Below are 14,385 nucleotides of genomic sequence, written 5' to 3'. Positions count from 1 at the left end.
TTATCCTTTTTGTAATGGAAATAGAAGGCAGATAGTGCAGCCTTGATTGATTCCCGATTGTATTTTTAATTCACCTTGTAGCCGTGATGCGCGCTCTTGCATAATACTTAAACCGTAATGATCACGTTTACTCTCGTTAAGGTCGAATCCTCTACCGTCATCGATGATCGTGACATCAATATGTTGATCGGTTTGTTGGCAGTTTACGATAATCTCATCGGCGTCTGCATGTTTAATCGCATTTAATACTGCTTCTCGAATAATTTGTAACAGGTGAACCTGGTTATGGGCATCTAACGCCATTGATGATATTTGATTATCTATAATTAAGAGTGCATCGGTTTGCTCTTCTAATGGTTCTAACATTTGATTTAAGGCTTCACCAAAATTGGCATCTTTAATCATCAACCGAAATGTACTGAGTAATTCGCGCAGTTGGGTATAAGCGTTACTTAACTCTTCTTCAATATCATGGACAGTTTGATGGGTACTTTCATTTTGATCGCTTTGATTGAGTTTTCTTTTTAATAAGGCTAATTGAATTTTCAAATAGGAGAGCGATTGTGCCAATGAATCATGGAGTTCACGGGCAATGGTCGCGCGCTCTTCCATTATCAATAAATATTCCGCTTGTTTTTGGGCGCGGTTGTAATAGATAGCGCGAGCAAGGATCTGAGAGATATTATTAATTAATGCCTTATCAGGACAAGGTAAAGTGTACTGCCACCAAAGTTGTCCCATTAATTCACCATCGATATACAATTCGTTATATTGCCAATGTTGACCTGCTTGTTGACCCACTTGAATTTCTGATGTGCTGCCATTTGGCTCTGCAATGATCAGTTTTGTACCAATTAAGCCATCTATAGCAATCATGGTTTCAAGCATGTTGGTAAATTGTTCTCGGGTTAAATGGCTAACAGAAAGTTGTTGTGAGCAATTATAAAGCACTTGGAGTGATTCGTTTGCATGACGTAAGCGGTGGGTTTTTTCATTGACACTGCGCTCTAAGCCTTGATAAAGCTGTTCAAGATCTGATGACATTCTACTAAAGGTATGGGCAAGAATACCTAGTTCATTATTGCTATTATTTAATAAATCCAATCGAAAATCTTTACGCTTTACTTGCTTACAAGCATCAACAAGATCATTTAAAGGTGCGACAACTTGTTGGCGTGTATAACGAATAGTGTAGAAGATGATAAGAGAAATCAGACTAAGGCCTATGGCGCCAATAATAGCGATTCGTTGGATTTTAAGTTCTGATGATTTTTGCAGTTCAGAAACAAAAGTATTAATACGATGGACGAATGGGGCGACATGTTGAATAAATACCGTGTTGTTATCTTTTTCAAGGATCGGGTGCAGCTCTGCCCAGCGCAGAACGATGTGATCGTAGTGTTGTTGGATCTCTGAAGAGGTAAACCAGTAAGAGAGTTCTTTCATTGGCGCTGAATAAAGCGAGTGTTCAAATTGTTCAATATGTGTAGATAAAAGAGGCGACTCTGTTTCAATATCAAAAGCTAATCGATAGCTTTGCATGCGTAAAGAACCTGCAATATTTATAGCTTCAGCATCATTTTGACTCGAAACCAATGTCATTAATGCAAGTGCAGTCGTTATTATCGAAATGATCAAAATTAACACTAAAGAACGCGCTATCGTCGTTGTTACAGAATGTGTCATTTTTTGCCTATTCACAGCAATCCTTACTGTTACTTACCCTGAAATTATTAATAGCTTAATTTTTGATGCAGAAAATTAAGCTATTAATGTGAGCTTTATCAGCTAGATTTATTGATCTAGAGCAAAAACTCCTACCAATTACCCCTTAGGGGGTATTTAAGCAATTATTTCATTATTTAGAATTAATGTATAAAAAGATGAATAGCTTATTAATGCATGCTATTTGAGTTATTTGCTGAGTATTTTATCAGCCATGTAACACAAATAGTACAACGATAGAGGTAATGATGGTTGATCGTTTAAGACGTTCATTATTCACACGCAAAACACCATCAAACATTCCACGCTTACCTTGGCTAAATCATGCAGATACTTTTACCGATCTTTGTTCGCGTTGTGAACGTTGTATCGAACATTGTGAGACAAACATCATAGTGAAAGGTGATGGCGGCTTTCCTCAAGTGGATTTCAGCCAAGGTGAAGGTGAATGCACTTTTTGTTATCAGTGCGCAGAGGCGTGTCCTGAACCGTTGTTCCTTCCGCAATTAGAATCGCCATGGGACATCATTGCAACGATTAATGAAAGTTGTATGGCATCTAAAAATATTGAGTGCAGAAGCTGTGGTGATATGTGTGAACCTCAAGCGATCAAATTTCAATTACAGGTTGGAAAAGTCGCGATGCCAACGATTACAGAGAAAGACTGTACTGGATGTGGTGCCTGTTTATCTGGGTGTCCTGTATCAGCAATAACAATCGATTGTGTAGAGAACAACGCACAATAGTACATATCAAAGAGGGTCTGTATGTCTTTACAAGAAGTACATATATCAAGTCTCGTGGTTCATGTAAAACCTGAGCACTTGCAAGAAATAAAAGAGCAGATCTTAGCAATGCCAAATACCGAAATACCGGGCGACAGTGAAGAAGGGAAAATCATTGTAGTACTTGAGACAGAAAACCAAGGCTACGTGACCGATACCATAGATAAAATCAATAATTTAGAAAATGTGTTAATTACTTTTTTGGTGTATCACCAAATAGAGCACTTTGAGACGCAACCAGAGGGCAACTCATGAAAATGACAAGACGCGCATTTGTTAAAGCAAATGCTGCCGCTTCAGCTGCGGCTGTTGCAGGTATTACCTTACCCGCGTCAGCAACTAATTTAATTGTTAGTTCTGATGATACAAAAATTAAATGGGATAAAGCGCCGTGTCGTTTTTGTGGTACAGGTTGTTCTGTTTTGGTGGGTACCCAAAATGGTCGAGTTGTTGCTACTCAAGGTGATCCTAAAGCACCAGTAAATAAAGGTCTTAACTGTATTAAAGGTTATTTCCTTTCAAAGATCATGTACGGCAAAGATCGTTTACAAACGCCAATGCTTCGTATGAAAGATGGAAAATATGATAAAGAAGGCGAATTCACTCCAATCTCTTGGGATCAAGCTTTCGATATCATGGCTGAAAAGTGGAAATTAGCCTTAAAGAAACATGGTCCATCAGGCATAGGTATGTTTGGTTCAGGTCAATGGACGGTGATGGAAGGTTATGCGGCATCAAAAATGATGAAAGCCGGTTTCCGTTCTAACAATATCGATCCGAATGCACGCCACTGTATGGCATCTGCTGTTGGTGCGTTTATGCGTACCTTTGGTATTGATGAGCCGATGGGTTGTTACGATGATTTTGAACATGCTGATGCATTCGTCTTATGGGGCTCAAATATGGCAGAAATGCACCCTATTCTATGGACTCGCATTACTGATCGTCGTTTAAGTCACCCTCATGTTAAAGTTAATGTACTGTCTACATATTATCACCGTTCTTTTGAACTCGCTGATAACGGTATGATTTTTAAGCCTCAAACCGATTTAGCCATCGCCAACTTTATAGCTAATTACATCATTGAAAACGATGCGGTTAATTGGGACTTTGTTAACAAACATACCCACTTTAAACGTGCTGAAACAGATATTGGTTATGGTCTGCGTGACGATAACCCACTACAACAGCAAGCTGCTCATCCGAATTCAGGTGATATTTTCCCAATGAATTTTGAGGAATACAAAGCTTCTGTTGCTGAGTATACGCTTGAAAAAGCATCAGAAATGTCAGGAGTTAAACCTGAAAAGTTAATAGAGCTTGCGAAGTTTTATGCTGATCCTAAAACCAAGGTGATGTCACTATGGACCATGGGAATGAACCAACATACCCGTGGTGTGTGGATGAACAGTTTGGTTTATAACCTACACTTATTAACCGGTAAAATTTCAACCCCAGGAAACAGTCCATTTTCATTAACGGGTCAGCCATCTGCTTGTGGTACAGCACGTGAAGTGGGGACGTTCTCTCACCGTTTGCCTGCTGATATGGTGGTTGCGAATCCTAAACACCGAGCCATTGCTGAAAAAATCTGGAAGTTACCGGAAGGCACTATTCCACCTAAACCTGGTTATCATGCTGTTGTTCAAGATCGCATGTTAAAAGACGGTAAGTTAAATGCGTATTGGGTGATGTGTAATAACAACATGCAAGCTGGCCCTAATATTAATGAAGAGCGATTACCGGGTTACCGTAACCCAGAAAACTTCATTGTTTGCTCCGACCCATACCCAACCGTTACCGCACAAGCATCCGATCTTATTTTACCAACCGCAATGTGGGTAGAAAAAGAAGGGGCATATGGTAATGCAGAGCGCCGTACACAAGCTTGGTATCAACAAGTTGAAGCACCAGGTGAAGCTAAGTCTGACTTATGGCAGATCATGGAATTCTCGAAGCGCTTTACTATTGAAGAAGTGTGGGGAAATGAGTTGGTTAATAAAATGCCAGCGTACCGTGGTAAAACCATGTATGACATTTTATTCCGCAATGGACAGGTTGATAAATTCCCATTAACGGAAACCCAACCGTTAAATGATGATGCAAAAGCGCAAGGCTTCTATGTTCAAAAAGGCTTGTTTGAAGAATATGCGGCATTTGGTCGTGATCATGGTCATGATTTAGCACCGTATGATACTTACCACCAAGTGCGCGGTTTACGTTGGCCTGTTGTTGATGGCAAGGAAACGCAATGGCGCTTTAAAGAAGGCTCAGATCCTTATGCAAAAAAAGGTTCTGGTTGGGACTTTTATGGTAAGCCTGATGGTAAAGCATGGATTATTTCAGCGCCTTATGAAGCGCCACCTGAAGTACCTGATGCTGAATTTGATATGTGGCTTTGTACAGGTCGAGTATTAGAACATTGGCATACAGGTACCATGACCCGACGTGTTCCTGAATTATATAAAGCAGTGCCAGATGCGCTGTGTTATATCCACCCAGAAGATGCTAAAACACGTGGCTTACGTCGTGGTGATGAAGTTGAAATCTCTAATCGCCGAGGTGAAGTACGCTGTCGAGTAGAAACACGAGGCCGTAATCGCCCGCCACAAGGTTTGGTTTTTGTGCCGTTTTTTGATGCTCGAATTTTGGTGAACAAGTTGATCCTTGATGCCACCGATCCACTATCGAAGCAAACAGACTTCAAAAAATGTCCAGTTAAAATCAGCAAGGTATAAGCCTGCCTATGGCGATTGAATCAATCACTCGCCTCATTTCAGAATTAGCCTGTTGGCGGAGAACATCATGAAAAGAATCTTATTGGTTATATTAGCGGTGAGTGCATTAATGGCTGGGGTTGTGCAAAGCGAAGAATCAACACCAGCTAAACCGGTATCAGAAGCCGTAGCGAAAACAGAAATATTAAATCCGGGCGGTATTGGTGGCCTTGAATCATTACGTGGTTCTGCTGAATTAGAAGATACACGCCCTGCTGATCCAATGAAGCATTATCCGAAAGATCAAGGTGTAATTGATAACGATTATGTGTATCAGCCACCGTTGATCCCACACACGATCCGTCATTACGAAGTGTCGCTAAACGCAAACAAATGCCTTGCTTGTCATAGCTGGAAAAATGCCAAAGAGATGGGCGCAACCAAAATCAGTGTAACGCACTATGTGTCACCGCAAGAAGGACAGGTGCTATCTGATGTATCACCAAGTCGTTACTTCTGCCAGCAGTGTCACGTACCACAAGCGGATGCTAAGCCATTAGTAGAGAATGACTTCAAACGTGTTAGTGCATTGCAGTAACCAAAGTAAGGGATGATATATGAAGTTATTAAAAACGTTTTGGTTACGCTTAAAAACACCCAGCAAAGTAGCAGTAGGTCTCGTTCTCTTTATGGGGTTTATTGGCGGCTTATTATTCTGGGGGGCATTTAATACCGCGATGGAAAAGACTAACACTGAAGAGTTCTGTGCTGGTTGTCACGCACCAATCGTTGAAGAAATTCAAGAAACGATCCACTTTTCTAATCGTTCTGGTGTCCGTGCTATTTGTTCGGATTGTCACGTTCCTCACAATTGGACAGATAAGATCGTGCGTAAAGTACAGGCATCAAAAGAAATTGTGGCCCATTTAATGGGAACGATTGATACTCCTGAAAAATTTGCTGATCGCCGTGGGCATTTAGCAGAACGGGAATGGAAGCGAATGAAGGACAATAACTCACAAGAGTGCCGTAATTGTCATGAATTCAATTATATGGATTTCTCAGAGCAAGCGCCTCGTAGTGCAAAACTGCATTCGACGGCATTAGCATCAGGAGATAAAACGTGCGTTGATTGCCACAAGGGTATTGCACATAAACTGCCTGATATGAAAAACATTGAAGGTTGGCAATAAACCTAAGGAGATAAGATGAGCACATTAGAGTCAGTGATTTGGCATATACTCGGTTACGCAGCCATGCCGGTGATTGTTCTATCTGGGTTTGCTGTAGTCGCAGCTATTTGTATTTGGCTACTTTCGCTAGGTAAAGATAAAAAAATTAGCGAATAAGCCAATATTCGAGATAAAGAAATAATAAGCCGTCCTTTTAATGCGCTAGTGCGTTATAGAAGGGCGGCTTTTGTTGTTTTTTCGCGGGGGGATTACGCTGCCACTGGCGATACCCAATCGCAAACAACATCCCCAAGCAAGGTAAAGTGGCAGCCATTCAAACATAAAATAAGCGATAGAGAATGACTGACTTTCGTTTGTACTGACTTCAATAAAATGTAAACCAAGAATAACGCTTAGTCCTAATAGCGTGAAGAGCTTAAACGTTGTCTTATCCATGATAATTAATCCTGTTTCGAATAATATTATAAATATACATACAAATGAGAATTATTATCAAATTGTTTTTTATTGTTTAATCAGTTCGTGCTTTATTAATTGGCTACGGAATGTTTCAACTCGCTTCCTATTCACACCAAAATCAGAATAACCAACTCGTGATGCAGAGCGTACTTGTAACTGCTGTGCTTTTTTTTCGACTTCAAAGTCATCAATGAACCGAAAAATCTTGCTGGTGGCTTCAATATGAAGATAGTGATCTGATTGCTCTGCTATTTTTGCACCTGGTAACTGAAGCGCTACCCGTTTTATTTCTTCCCAGCTATGCTCACCTTTCGCCGTTAAAAGAAAAGGCTTAACGCTAAACTGTTCACGCTTTTCAATCGTTGAGACACAATTGGGCTTATTTTCACAAAGCTGATTTATTGAACGCGTCCATGAGGTTGTCTTTGTATCGCTACAGCCAGTGAGGAAGAGTAACAGCAATAGCGTAAAGCGAAGTAACACGATGTAAATCCTTTTTATAATCGCGGAAGAAGTAGGTAAGTGATAAACCCTAACCATGAGGCAATTAAAAGCCCCCAAGCGAGTTTACTCTGATGGTGGATAACAGTTGTATTAGTTATGACTTCTGAGGCGTTGTTAGCATCATTAGAGGCCTTATTACGTGAAACCTTTTTTTTCAGTTTGTCTTGCTCACGAGCTTTAGCTTTTTGCTGCTTTTTATATTGCTCTATACCTTTTTGAATGCCTTGTGCAATCAGTCGAGTTTGCTCTTTTGTTTGCCCTACCTTCTGTGTGGCCTTTGCTATACGTATAGCTTCAGCTTGTGTTTCTGGTGAAGAGGCCGGTTGTTTTCTACTCGCCATGGTATAGATCCCTGAAAATAACATTTAAGCGTTGATTATATCCCATAAATAACAGAGTTGATGTCATAGCAATAAAATAGACGGAAAAGGTAATGGACTATCTTACTGATTGTGTAGGAAATTTTCAGAAATAGGTAAAGGGTTTGTTAACGGTGTTTTTAATGTGTAACTTTATGTTTTTTAGGTATTTGTATATACCTTTTACTGTCTGTGATCTATGTTTAAAAAACAGTGTTTTTGTTTTTTTTAGATCAAAAAGTGTGACGATAACGGCAATATAAAAAATGGAAAAGTGCGGTTCAGCACAAAACTTTATCCTTGTTGTTCAAAATCTAAATGAATAGATTAGAGTCGTTTGTGAACCATAGAGAAGTTTATTAAGCTCTGATCTGAATTTCATTGGATACCTATTTGAGGGAAATGGCTTGTTATATCCGATAGATGCTTATGATCAGCATGGACAATTAAAAATTAATACCGTGTTGTGGTTCGTCTTGCTATTTAACGCCAAAGCTTGGTTAGTGTTTGTTATGGCGGGGGTTAGCCGTACTCAAGGCGGTGAATTACTTGAGCTTATTTATCCAATAAGAGATGTTTTATATATAGGTATGGCAATAGGTAGTCCCGCAATATTATTGATGTGGTTATCAGGTCAACGAAATAAAAATAATAAATTAATACATTTTCTGTGGCGGCAAGGGAAAAGAGTGTTACTTGCTGCATATAGTTTTGATTTTTTAATGCAAATATATCATTTGGTTATCAGTCATGGTGAGTTTAGCTGGATACGGGCAACCACATTACTGTTAACAGCATGGCTTGGGTTGTACCTTCTAAGAAGCTCTCGAGTTAAAGATATATTTGCAGACTAGCCTGTAAAGGGGAGCTGTAATGAATGATTTTAGTCGAGGACAATTGCTGTTAAGCACGTTACTGAGCCCGTTAGCGATGGCTGATTGGTTACTTGATGTTAGCTTTGAATTGAGCAGTTACTGTCATTCGAAGCATACAGTGAATACCTCATTATCATTAGTGCCTGGTGAAGAAACGATATTTTTTAATGGCTTAAGTCAAAGTAAACATAACTTGTGCCGTGAAGTGATTGGTCGTGCTCAACTACTTGATGTTTCTCCAGATGAAGTGAAAATTGCTTTTCAGATCCAAGAGCGATTAGATGATGGTGGTTGGCGTACTATTTTAGCCAAAACTTTGTCTACTGGGCTTAATATGCCAGTATTATTTGAAAGTGAAAATACCGACTTAGAAGAGCGCGTTAAACTTCAAATTGAAATAATGACGGCATAATGTATTAACATCGATAGTTGATCTTTTTCTTCTTAATAACGCCTTCTTTTTAGAAGGCGTTTTAGTATTAAGTCGGTATCAAAATGTCCTATATCGTTGGGATAAGAGTAAAACTTTCTACTAATGTATTAAGATCAAGTGATTTACGTCTTTATATCGTTATAATTACTTTTCATTTTTGACTAAACATCCTGTTAGGAGAAGACACCTATGAGTATTGCCCAACCAGCAATCGTTCCAGATCGTGGCGCCTTTGCCCTTTATGTGGTGATGAATGTTGTAGGTAATAAGCAAAATGTTATTGCTCAATGCCAGTCAATTCATCAGTTACTTGCGGATCTCAATACTGAGCAGCAAGACGCAAAGTTACATGCAAGTGTTGCCTTCGGTAAGGCATTTTGGGAGTCTTTAGGTCAACAAAGCCCAGCTGAATTAACAGAGTTTCGTCAGTTAGGTGAAGGTGAGACTATTGCGCCAGCAACAGGGGGTGATGTCTTACTGCATATCCATTCTAATCGCCATGATCTTAACTTTTATGCGTTTCGCGTTTTCTTAGAAAAATTGTCTCAAGACGTAGAAGTGTTAGATGAAACCTATGGTTTCCAATACCTTGACCACCGTGACATGACAGATTTCATTGACGGCACAGAGAATCCACAAACAGCAGAAGATCGTGCTAATGTGGGTGTTATTGCTGAAGGTGAGTTTGCGGGTGGTAGCTATGTAATGGTACAGCGTTATGTTCATAACCTACCAGCATGGCATCGTCTAAACGTAAAAGCACAAGAAAAAGTGATTGGTAGAACGAAACCAGATTCTATTGAACTCGAAGATGTGCCAGCTGCGTCACACGTTGGCCGCGTTGATATTAAGGAAGATGGTAAAGGCTTAAAGATTCTGCGCCACAGCTTGCCATATGGCTCTGTAACATCAGATCATGGCTTACTATTCATTGCTTACTGTCAGCGTCAGCATCACTTTGATGCGCAGCTTGAAAGCATGTTTGGTGAAACTGATGGTAAAACAGACCAAATGTTACGTTTCTCAAAACCGGTAACTGGCGCATACTTCTTTGCACCATCGATGGCGATGCTAAAGAGCCTTTAATCACTATAAAATCGATAGATACAAGCATGCGATGAACTCTGTTTTTAGCATGCTTTTTTAAAGCTCAGATAAACAAAAAGCGCTACCGAAGTAGCGCTTTTTTATCAGTTATAGAACTTAACTTATTTCTTAACGCGTAGTACTGGTGTTTCACCGACGTTTACTGCGCCAGAAAGCTTAGTTAGCTCTTTGATCTCGTCCATGTTAGAGATAACAACTGGAGTCAGAGTTGACTTCGCTTTCTCTTCTAATAGTGCAAGATCGAATTCGATGATAGTGTCGCCAACTTTAACAGTTTGGCCTTCTTCAGCGATGCGAGTAAAACCTTCGCCTTTAAGTTCAACAGTATCAATACCGAAGTGAACGAAAAGTTCGATGCCATCGTCAGACTCAATAGAGAAAGCGTGGTTCGTTTCAAAGATCTTACCAATAGTACCGTTTACTGGTGCAACCATTTTGTTGCCAGCTGGTTTGATAGCGATACCATCACCAACAATTTTCTCAGCAAATACGACATCTGGCACATCTTCGATGTTAACGATTTCGCCAGAAAGTGGTGCGATGATTTCAATTGCACCAGCTTCACTGCTGTCGTCAGAAACCAGTTTCTTCAATTTGTCAAACAGACCCATATCGATGCTCCTAAGCGTTGTTATATTATCTGCAGCTATATTAGCAGATGGTCTTTTCTGCGATGAATTTTTCTACGTGCTCTTCGATTTCAGCAGCCGTTGGTAGAGTTAATGCATACTCTGCCATTGCTTTTACATCAGCAAAGTTAGCGTTACGGATAACTTTCTTGATGCGAGGGATAGAAATCGCACTCATACTGAATTCGTCAAGACCCATACCTAAAAGAAGTAGGGTAGCACGTTCGTCGCCGGCAAGCTCACCACACATACCTGTCCACTTACCTTCAACGTGAGAAGCATCAATAACTTGCTTGATCACTGTAAGTACAGCAGGCGATAGTGGGTTGTAAAGGTGAGAGATTAGCTCATTACCACGGTCAACTGCTAGAGTATACTGGGTTAAGTCGTTGGTACCAATACTAAAGAAAGAAACTTCTTTCGCTAAATGGTGTGCAATTGCTGCAGCTGCTGGCGTTTCAACCATCACACCGATCTCGATGTCAGTATCAAAAGCTAAACCTTCAGCTGTTAATTCAACTTTAAACTCTTCAATTGCAGCTTTAAGTGTACGTACTTCTTCAACCGAAATAATCATCGGGAACATGATACGGATTTTACCGTGTGCAGATGCACGAAGAATAGCACGGAACTGATCACGTAAAATTTCACGACGGTCAAGGCTGATACGGATTGCACGCCAACCCAAGAATGGATTCATTTCTTTTGGTAGATCTAGGTATGGAAGATCTTTATCACCACCGATATCCATAGTACGGATAATCACTGGCTCACCGTGCATTGCTTCTGCAACTTCTTTGTACGCTTGGTATTGCTCTTCTTCTGTCGGTAGAGAATCGCGATCCATGAACAAGAATTCAGTACGGTATAGACCTACACCTTCACCACCATTACGGTTTACGCCGTCACAGTCTTTTACTGTACCAACGTTACCGCAAACTTCTACTTGCTTACCATCAAGCGTGATTGCTGGAAGATCTTTTAGCTTAGCTAGTTCTTCTTGCTCTGCTTTATGTGCGTCGCTGATAGCTTTAAATTTGTTTAATTCATCATCTGTTGGATTGATTACAACCTGATTATTGATTGCATCAAGTACTAGCATATCGCCAGATTTAACTTTTGATGTGATATCGTTTGTACCAACAATCGCTGGGATCTCAAGCGAGCGTGCCATGATTGAAGTGTGTGAGGTGCGACCACCGATATCAGTGATAAAACCACGAACATAATCAAGGTTAATCTGTGCTGTTTCAGACGGTGTAAGATCGTTAGCAACAAGGATAACTTCTTCGTTGATAGCACTTAGGTTGATTACGTTAATGCCTAATGCATTCTTAACAAAACGGCTACCGATATCGCGGATATCACTTGCACGTTCTTTTAAGTACTCATCATCTAAAGATTCAAGTGTTTGTGCTTGTTCTTCGATAACAGAGTAGATTGCAAAGTCAGCAGACATTTTATCTTTAATAAGGGCTATGATTTCTTCTTCAAGCTCCTCATCTTCAAGCAACATGATGTGACCTTCAAAGATCGCTTCTTTCTCTTCACCAAAGGTGACACGTGCTTTTTCTTTGATTACTTCTAGCTGCTCAGACGATTTCTTTCGTGCGTCGAAGAAACGTTGAATTTCGTTATCGATTTGGTCTGCAGAGATCGGTGTTTTATTTAGAACAACCTCTTCTTCTTGCAGCAGTAGTGCTTTAGCAAAAGCAATACCTGGAGATGCCAAGATACCTGAAATCATAGCCTTACCTTAAATTAACTAAAAACTGAAAACTCGTTTGTATATAAACGTAGCTTAGATTTCGCGGAACATTGCAACTGGAGAACCGTCGTGATCTTCTTTTAGCTGAATTAGAGCATCAACAGCTTCTTGAGCTTGAGCACCTTCACCAGAGATAGTGATTTGTGCGCCTTTAATTAGGCCAAGAGTTTGAAGCTTGAATAGGCTTTTCGCACTAGCGCTTTTGCCATTAGCAGTTACAGTCACATCTGCATCGAATGATTTAGCTTCTTTAACGAACTGAGCCGCTGGACGAGTGTGTAAACCATTTGGTGCTGTGATTTCAACTTGCTTCTGATACATAATTCACCCCGATAGATATAGTATTTTATTTAATAATTAAATTATTTATGACAAGCATAATACAGATAATTTGCTTGTGCTGCTGCAGTATAAACTACCTAATATCATATTGTCTTAGCTTTAATCCAAGTCAAAGTTTTATCAGAAACTTACTTGTTAGTAATTAAAGCGCATTTTCACCCCTTTATTTCGGAGCGAAAAATAAAACGTGCGAGTTTTATATTAAAGCTAAGTCCAAAATGCAACAAAAAAGCCCGCAGAGGGGCTTTTTTCATAGTGATATACCTATTAAAAATTATAAAGTGTGATCACTGTTGTGTTTCTTTTTCTGTGAAAATGCCTGCAAATAGTGCTGTTGATAGGTAACGCTCACCTGAACTAGGCAGTATTACAACAATATTTTTATCTGCAAATTCTGGGCGAGCTGCAATGTTATTTGCAGCAACAACCGCTGCTCCTGATGAAATACCAGCAAGAATACCTTCTTCATCCATTAGGCGACGCGCCATTTCAATTGCGTCATCTGAGCTTACTTTTTGAACTTCATCAATTAATGATAAATCTAAGTTACCAGGAATAAAACCAGCACCAATACCTTGGATTTTGTGCGGCGCTGGTTGAACAGTGTCGCCATTTAATGTTTGGGTTATAACAGGTGACTCTAGTGGCTCAACTGCAATTGTAGTAATGGCTTTACCTTTTTGCTGTTTAATAAAACGGCTAACACCTGTAAGTGTACCGCCTGTACCCACACCTGAGACAAATACATCGATTTCGCCATCTGTTGCATCCCAAATTTCAGGACCTGTGGTTTTTTCATGGATCTCTGGGTTTGCTGGGTTATTAAATTGCTGTAGCAGTAGGTATTTAGTTGGATCTGAATTTACAATTTCTTCAGCTTTATCAATCGCGCCCTTCATGCCTTTAGGCGCTTCAGTTAGTACAAGATTTGCACCTAACGCTTTTAATAGTTTACGACGCTCAAGACTCATGCTCTCAGGCATGGTTAATGTGAGTTTGTAACCACGTGCAGCAGCAACAAAAGCAAGTGCAACACCAGTATTACCACTAGTTGGCTCTACAAGTTCAACGCCTTCTTTTAAAAGACCTTTTTTCTCAGCATCCCAAATCATGTTAGCGCCAATACGGCATTTAACACTAAAGCTTGGGTTACGAGCTTCTACTTTAGCTAACACTTTACCGTTACTTACACGGTTAAGGCGCACTAGCGGAGTATTACCAATAGTTAGTGAGTTATCTTCATAAATCTTGCTCATGCTTCGTTCCTTCGTGACACGTTAAAAGTAATATAAATTAAGAATATACTGGATAAGTGATTTGAAAAGTAATTAATGGTTATATCTTATTGTTATCAATGTGTGAATTATATTGAACTAAAGATATATAGTGGGATGAAAAGCGTCAAGTGACTAATTTACAAATATGTTTTACTCAAATAACGATAAACAATGGTGTTTGCAGCAAGGGTAATAGAAAAGAAAAGAGCACT

Annotated in this window: 17 protein-coding genes; 9 read left to right on the top strand and 8 right to left on the bottom strand. The window is 39.8% G+C overall.

Going from position 1 to position 14,385, the window contains the following annotated elements; all coding sequences use genetic code 11:
* Positions 1–1,686 (bottom strand): nitrate/nitrite two-component system sensor histidine kinase NarQ, encoded by a 1,686-nt coding sequence (gene narQ / locus C9J46_RS04510; protein WP_107290594.1) that lies wholly within the window; start codon positions 1,684–1,686, stop codon positions 1–3.
* Positions 1,687–1,973: 287 nt separating this feature from the next.
* Here narQ and napF point away from each other — a divergent pair, with 287 nt between their 5' ends.
* The 6 genes from napF (at position 1,974) to C9J46_RS04480 (ending at position 6,576) form a co-directional block, all read left to right on the top strand.
* On the top strand, positions 1,974–2,471 hold the full coding sequence (gene napF, locus C9J46_RS04505; RefSeq protein ID WP_199187032.1) for a ferredoxin-type protein NapF: 498 nt from the start codon (positions 1,974–1,976) through the stop codon (positions 2,469–2,471).
* A 21-nt stretch (positions 2,472–2,492) separates the two neighbouring features.
* Complete coding sequence (locus C9J46_RS04500; protein ID WP_005370174.1) at positions 2,493–2,765, top strand: chaperone NapD; 273 nt, start codon at positions 2,493–2,495, stop codon at positions 2,763–2,765.
* Positions 2,762–5,248 carry a periplasmic nitrate reductase subunit alpha gene (gene napA / locus C9J46_RS04495; protein ID WP_107290593.1) on the top strand — a complete coding sequence of 829 codons (2,487 nt, stop codon included), beginning with the start codon at positions 2,762–2,764 and terminating at the stop codon, positions 5,246–5,248. Before C9J46_RS04500 ends, napA begins: the two co-directional genes overlap by 4 nt.
* A gap of 67 nt (positions 5,249–5,315) precedes the next feature.
* Positions 5,316–5,825, top strand: a complete 510-nt coding sequence (locus C9J46_RS04490) for a nitrate reductase cytochrome c-type subunit (protein WP_107205454.1) — start codon at positions 5,316–5,318, stop codon at positions 5,823–5,825.
* Positions 5,826–5,844: 19 nt separating this feature from the next.
* A complete protein-coding gene (locus tag C9J46_RS04485; RefSeq protein ID WP_107205455.1) occupies positions 5,845–6,420 on the top strand; it encodes a NapC/NirT family cytochrome c in 576 nt (191 codons plus the stop codon).
* Positions 6,421–6,435: 15 nt separating this feature from the next.
* Complete coding sequence (locus C9J46_RS04480) at positions 6,436–6,576, top strand: TIGR02808 family protein (protein WP_107205456.1); 141 nt, start codon at positions 6,436–6,438, stop codon at positions 6,574–6,576.
* A gap of 45 nt (positions 6,577–6,621) precedes the next feature.
* Here the strand turns inward: C9J46_RS04480 and C9J46_RS04475 are convergent, their stop codons facing one another.
* The 3 genes from C9J46_RS04475 to C9J46_RS04465 all read right to left on the bottom strand — a co-directional run bounded on the left by C9J46_RS04475 (position 6,622) and on the right by C9J46_RS04465 (position 7,724).
* Entirely contained in the window at positions 6,622–6,855 is a 234-nt protein-coding gene (locus C9J46_RS04475) for a hypothetical protein (protein WP_107205457.1), read from the bottom strand.
* A 69-nt stretch (positions 6,856–6,924) separates the two neighbouring features.
* A complete protein-coding gene (locus C9J46_RS04470) occupies positions 6,925–7,362 on the bottom strand; it encodes a DUF1499 domain-containing protein (protein WP_107205458.1) in 438 nt (145 codons plus the stop codon).
* Positions 7,363–7,376: 14 nt separating this feature from the next.
* Entirely contained in the window at positions 7,377–7,724 is a 348-nt protein-coding gene (locus C9J46_RS04465; protein WP_107205459.1) for a DUF2956 domain-containing protein, read from the bottom strand.
* Between the two features lie 425 nt (positions 7,725–8,149).
* Between C9J46_RS04465 and C9J46_RS04460 the strand changes: the two genes are divergently transcribed.
* The 3 genes from C9J46_RS04460 (at position 8,150) to C9J46_RS04450 (ending at position 10,136) form a co-directional block, all read left to right on the top strand.
* The gene (locus C9J46_RS04460; RefSeq protein ID WP_107205460.1) at positions 8,150–8,596 is read left to right on the top strand and encodes a DUF2919 domain-containing protein; all 447 of its coding nucleotides are present in this window, start codon (positions 8,150–8,152) and stop codon (positions 8,594–8,596) included.
* A 19-nt stretch (positions 8,597–8,615) separates the two neighbouring features.
* The gene (locus tag C9J46_RS04455; RefSeq protein WP_107205461.1) at positions 8,616–9,029 is read left to right on the top strand and encodes a hypothetical protein; all 414 of its coding nucleotides are present in this window, start codon (positions 8,616–8,618) and stop codon (positions 9,027–9,029) included.
* 210 nt (positions 9,030–9,239) lie between these two features.
* The gene (locus C9J46_RS04450; protein WP_107205462.1) at positions 9,240–10,136 is read left to right on the top strand and encodes a Dyp-type peroxidase; all 897 of its coding nucleotides are present in this window, start codon (positions 9,240–9,242) and stop codon (positions 10,134–10,136) included.
* Positions 10,137–10,258: 122 nt separating this feature from the next.
* Here C9J46_RS04450 and crr read toward each other — a convergent pair whose 3' ends face one another.
* The 4 genes from crr to cysK all read right to left on the bottom strand — a co-directional run bounded on the left by crr (position 10,259) and on the right by cysK (position 14,152).
* The gene (gene crr / locus C9J46_RS04445; protein WP_005370195.1) at positions 10,259–10,768 is read right to left on the bottom strand and encodes a PTS glucose transporter subunit IIA; all 510 of its coding nucleotides are present in this window, start codon (positions 10,766–10,768) and stop codon (positions 10,259–10,261) included.
* 40 nt (positions 10,769–10,808) lie between these two features.
* Entirely contained in the window at positions 10,809–12,533 is a 1,725-nt protein-coding gene (gene ptsI, locus C9J46_RS04440; RefSeq protein WP_107205463.1) for a phosphoenolpyruvate-protein phosphotransferase PtsI, read from the bottom strand.
* 54 nt (positions 12,534–12,587) lie between these two features.
* Positions 12,588–12,875, bottom strand: a complete 288-nt coding sequence (locus C9J46_RS04435) for an HPr family phosphocarrier protein (RefSeq protein WP_008986407.1) — start codon at positions 12,873–12,875, stop codon at positions 12,588–12,590.
* Positions 12,876–13,183: 308 nt separating this feature from the next.
* The gene (cysK, locus tag C9J46_RS04430) at positions 13,184–14,152 is read right to left on the bottom strand and encodes a cysteine synthase A (protein ID WP_107245647.1); all 969 of its coding nucleotides are present in this window, start codon (positions 14,150–14,152) and stop codon (positions 13,184–13,186) included.
* Positions 14,153–14,385 lie beyond the last annotated feature (233 nt).

The sequence above is a fragment of the Photobacterium sp. GB-36 genome (assembly GCF_003026135.1).
Lineage (GTDB): Bacteria > Pseudomonadota > Gammaproteobacteria > Enterobacterales > Vibrionaceae > Photobacterium.
This window is presented reverse-complemented; position numbering and strand designations above follow the sequence as displayed.

Coding starts and splice junctions, on each gene's coding strand:
- narQ (WP_107290594.1), bottom strand. CDS start 1,686: ATGACACATTCTGTAACAACGACGATAGCGCGTTCTTTAGTGTTAATT.
- C9J46_RS04435 (WP_008986407.1), bottom strand. CDS start 12,875: ATGTATCAGAAGCAAGTTGAAATCACAGCACCAAATGGTTTACACACT.
- napA (WP_107290593.1), top strand. CDS start 2,762: ATGAAAATGACAAGACGCGCATTTGTTAAAGCAAATGCTGCCGCTTCA.
- C9J46_RS04490 (WP_107205454.1), top strand. CDS start 5,316: ATGAAAAGAATCTTATTGGTTATATTAGCGGTGAGTGCATTAATGGCT.
- C9J46_RS04450 (WP_107205462.1), top strand. CDS start 9,240: ATGAGTATTGCCCAACCAGCAATCGTTCCAGATCGTGGCGCCTTTGCC.
- C9J46_RS04475 (WP_107205457.1), bottom strand. CDS start 6,855: ATGGATAAGACAACGTTTAAGCTCTTCACGCTATTAGGACTAAGCGTT.
- C9J46_RS04500 (WP_005370174.1), top strand. CDS start 2,493: ATGTCTTTACAAGAAGTACATATATCAAGTCTCGTGGTTCATGTAAAA.
- C9J46_RS04485 (WP_107205455.1), top strand. CDS start 5,845: ATGAAGTTATTAAAAACGTTTTGGTTACGCTTAAAAACACCCAGCAAA.
- C9J46_RS04465 (WP_107205459.1), bottom strand. CDS start 7,724: ATGGCGAGTAGAAAACAACCGGCCTCTTCACCAGAAACACAAGCTGAA.
- ptsI (WP_107205463.1), bottom strand. CDS start 12,533: ATGATTTCAGGTATCTTGGCATCTCCAGGTATTGCTTTTGCTAAAGCA.
- crr (WP_005370195.1), bottom strand. CDS start 10,768: ATGGGTCTGTTTGACAAATTGAAGAAACTGGTTTCTGACGACAGCAGT.
- napF (WP_199187032.1), top strand. CDS start 1,974: ATGGTTGATCGTTTAAGACGTTCATTATTCACACGCAAAACACCATCA.
- C9J46_RS04480 (WP_107205456.1), top strand. CDS start 6,436: ATGAGCACATTAGAGTCAGTGATTTGGCATATACTCGGTTACGCAGCC.
- C9J46_RS04455 (WP_107205461.1), top strand. CDS start 8,616: ATGAATGATTTTAGTCGAGGACAATTGCTGTTAAGCACGTTACTGAGC.
- cysK (WP_107245647.1), bottom strand. CDS start 14,152: ATGAGCAAGATTTATGAAGATAACTCACTAACTATTGGTAATACTCCG.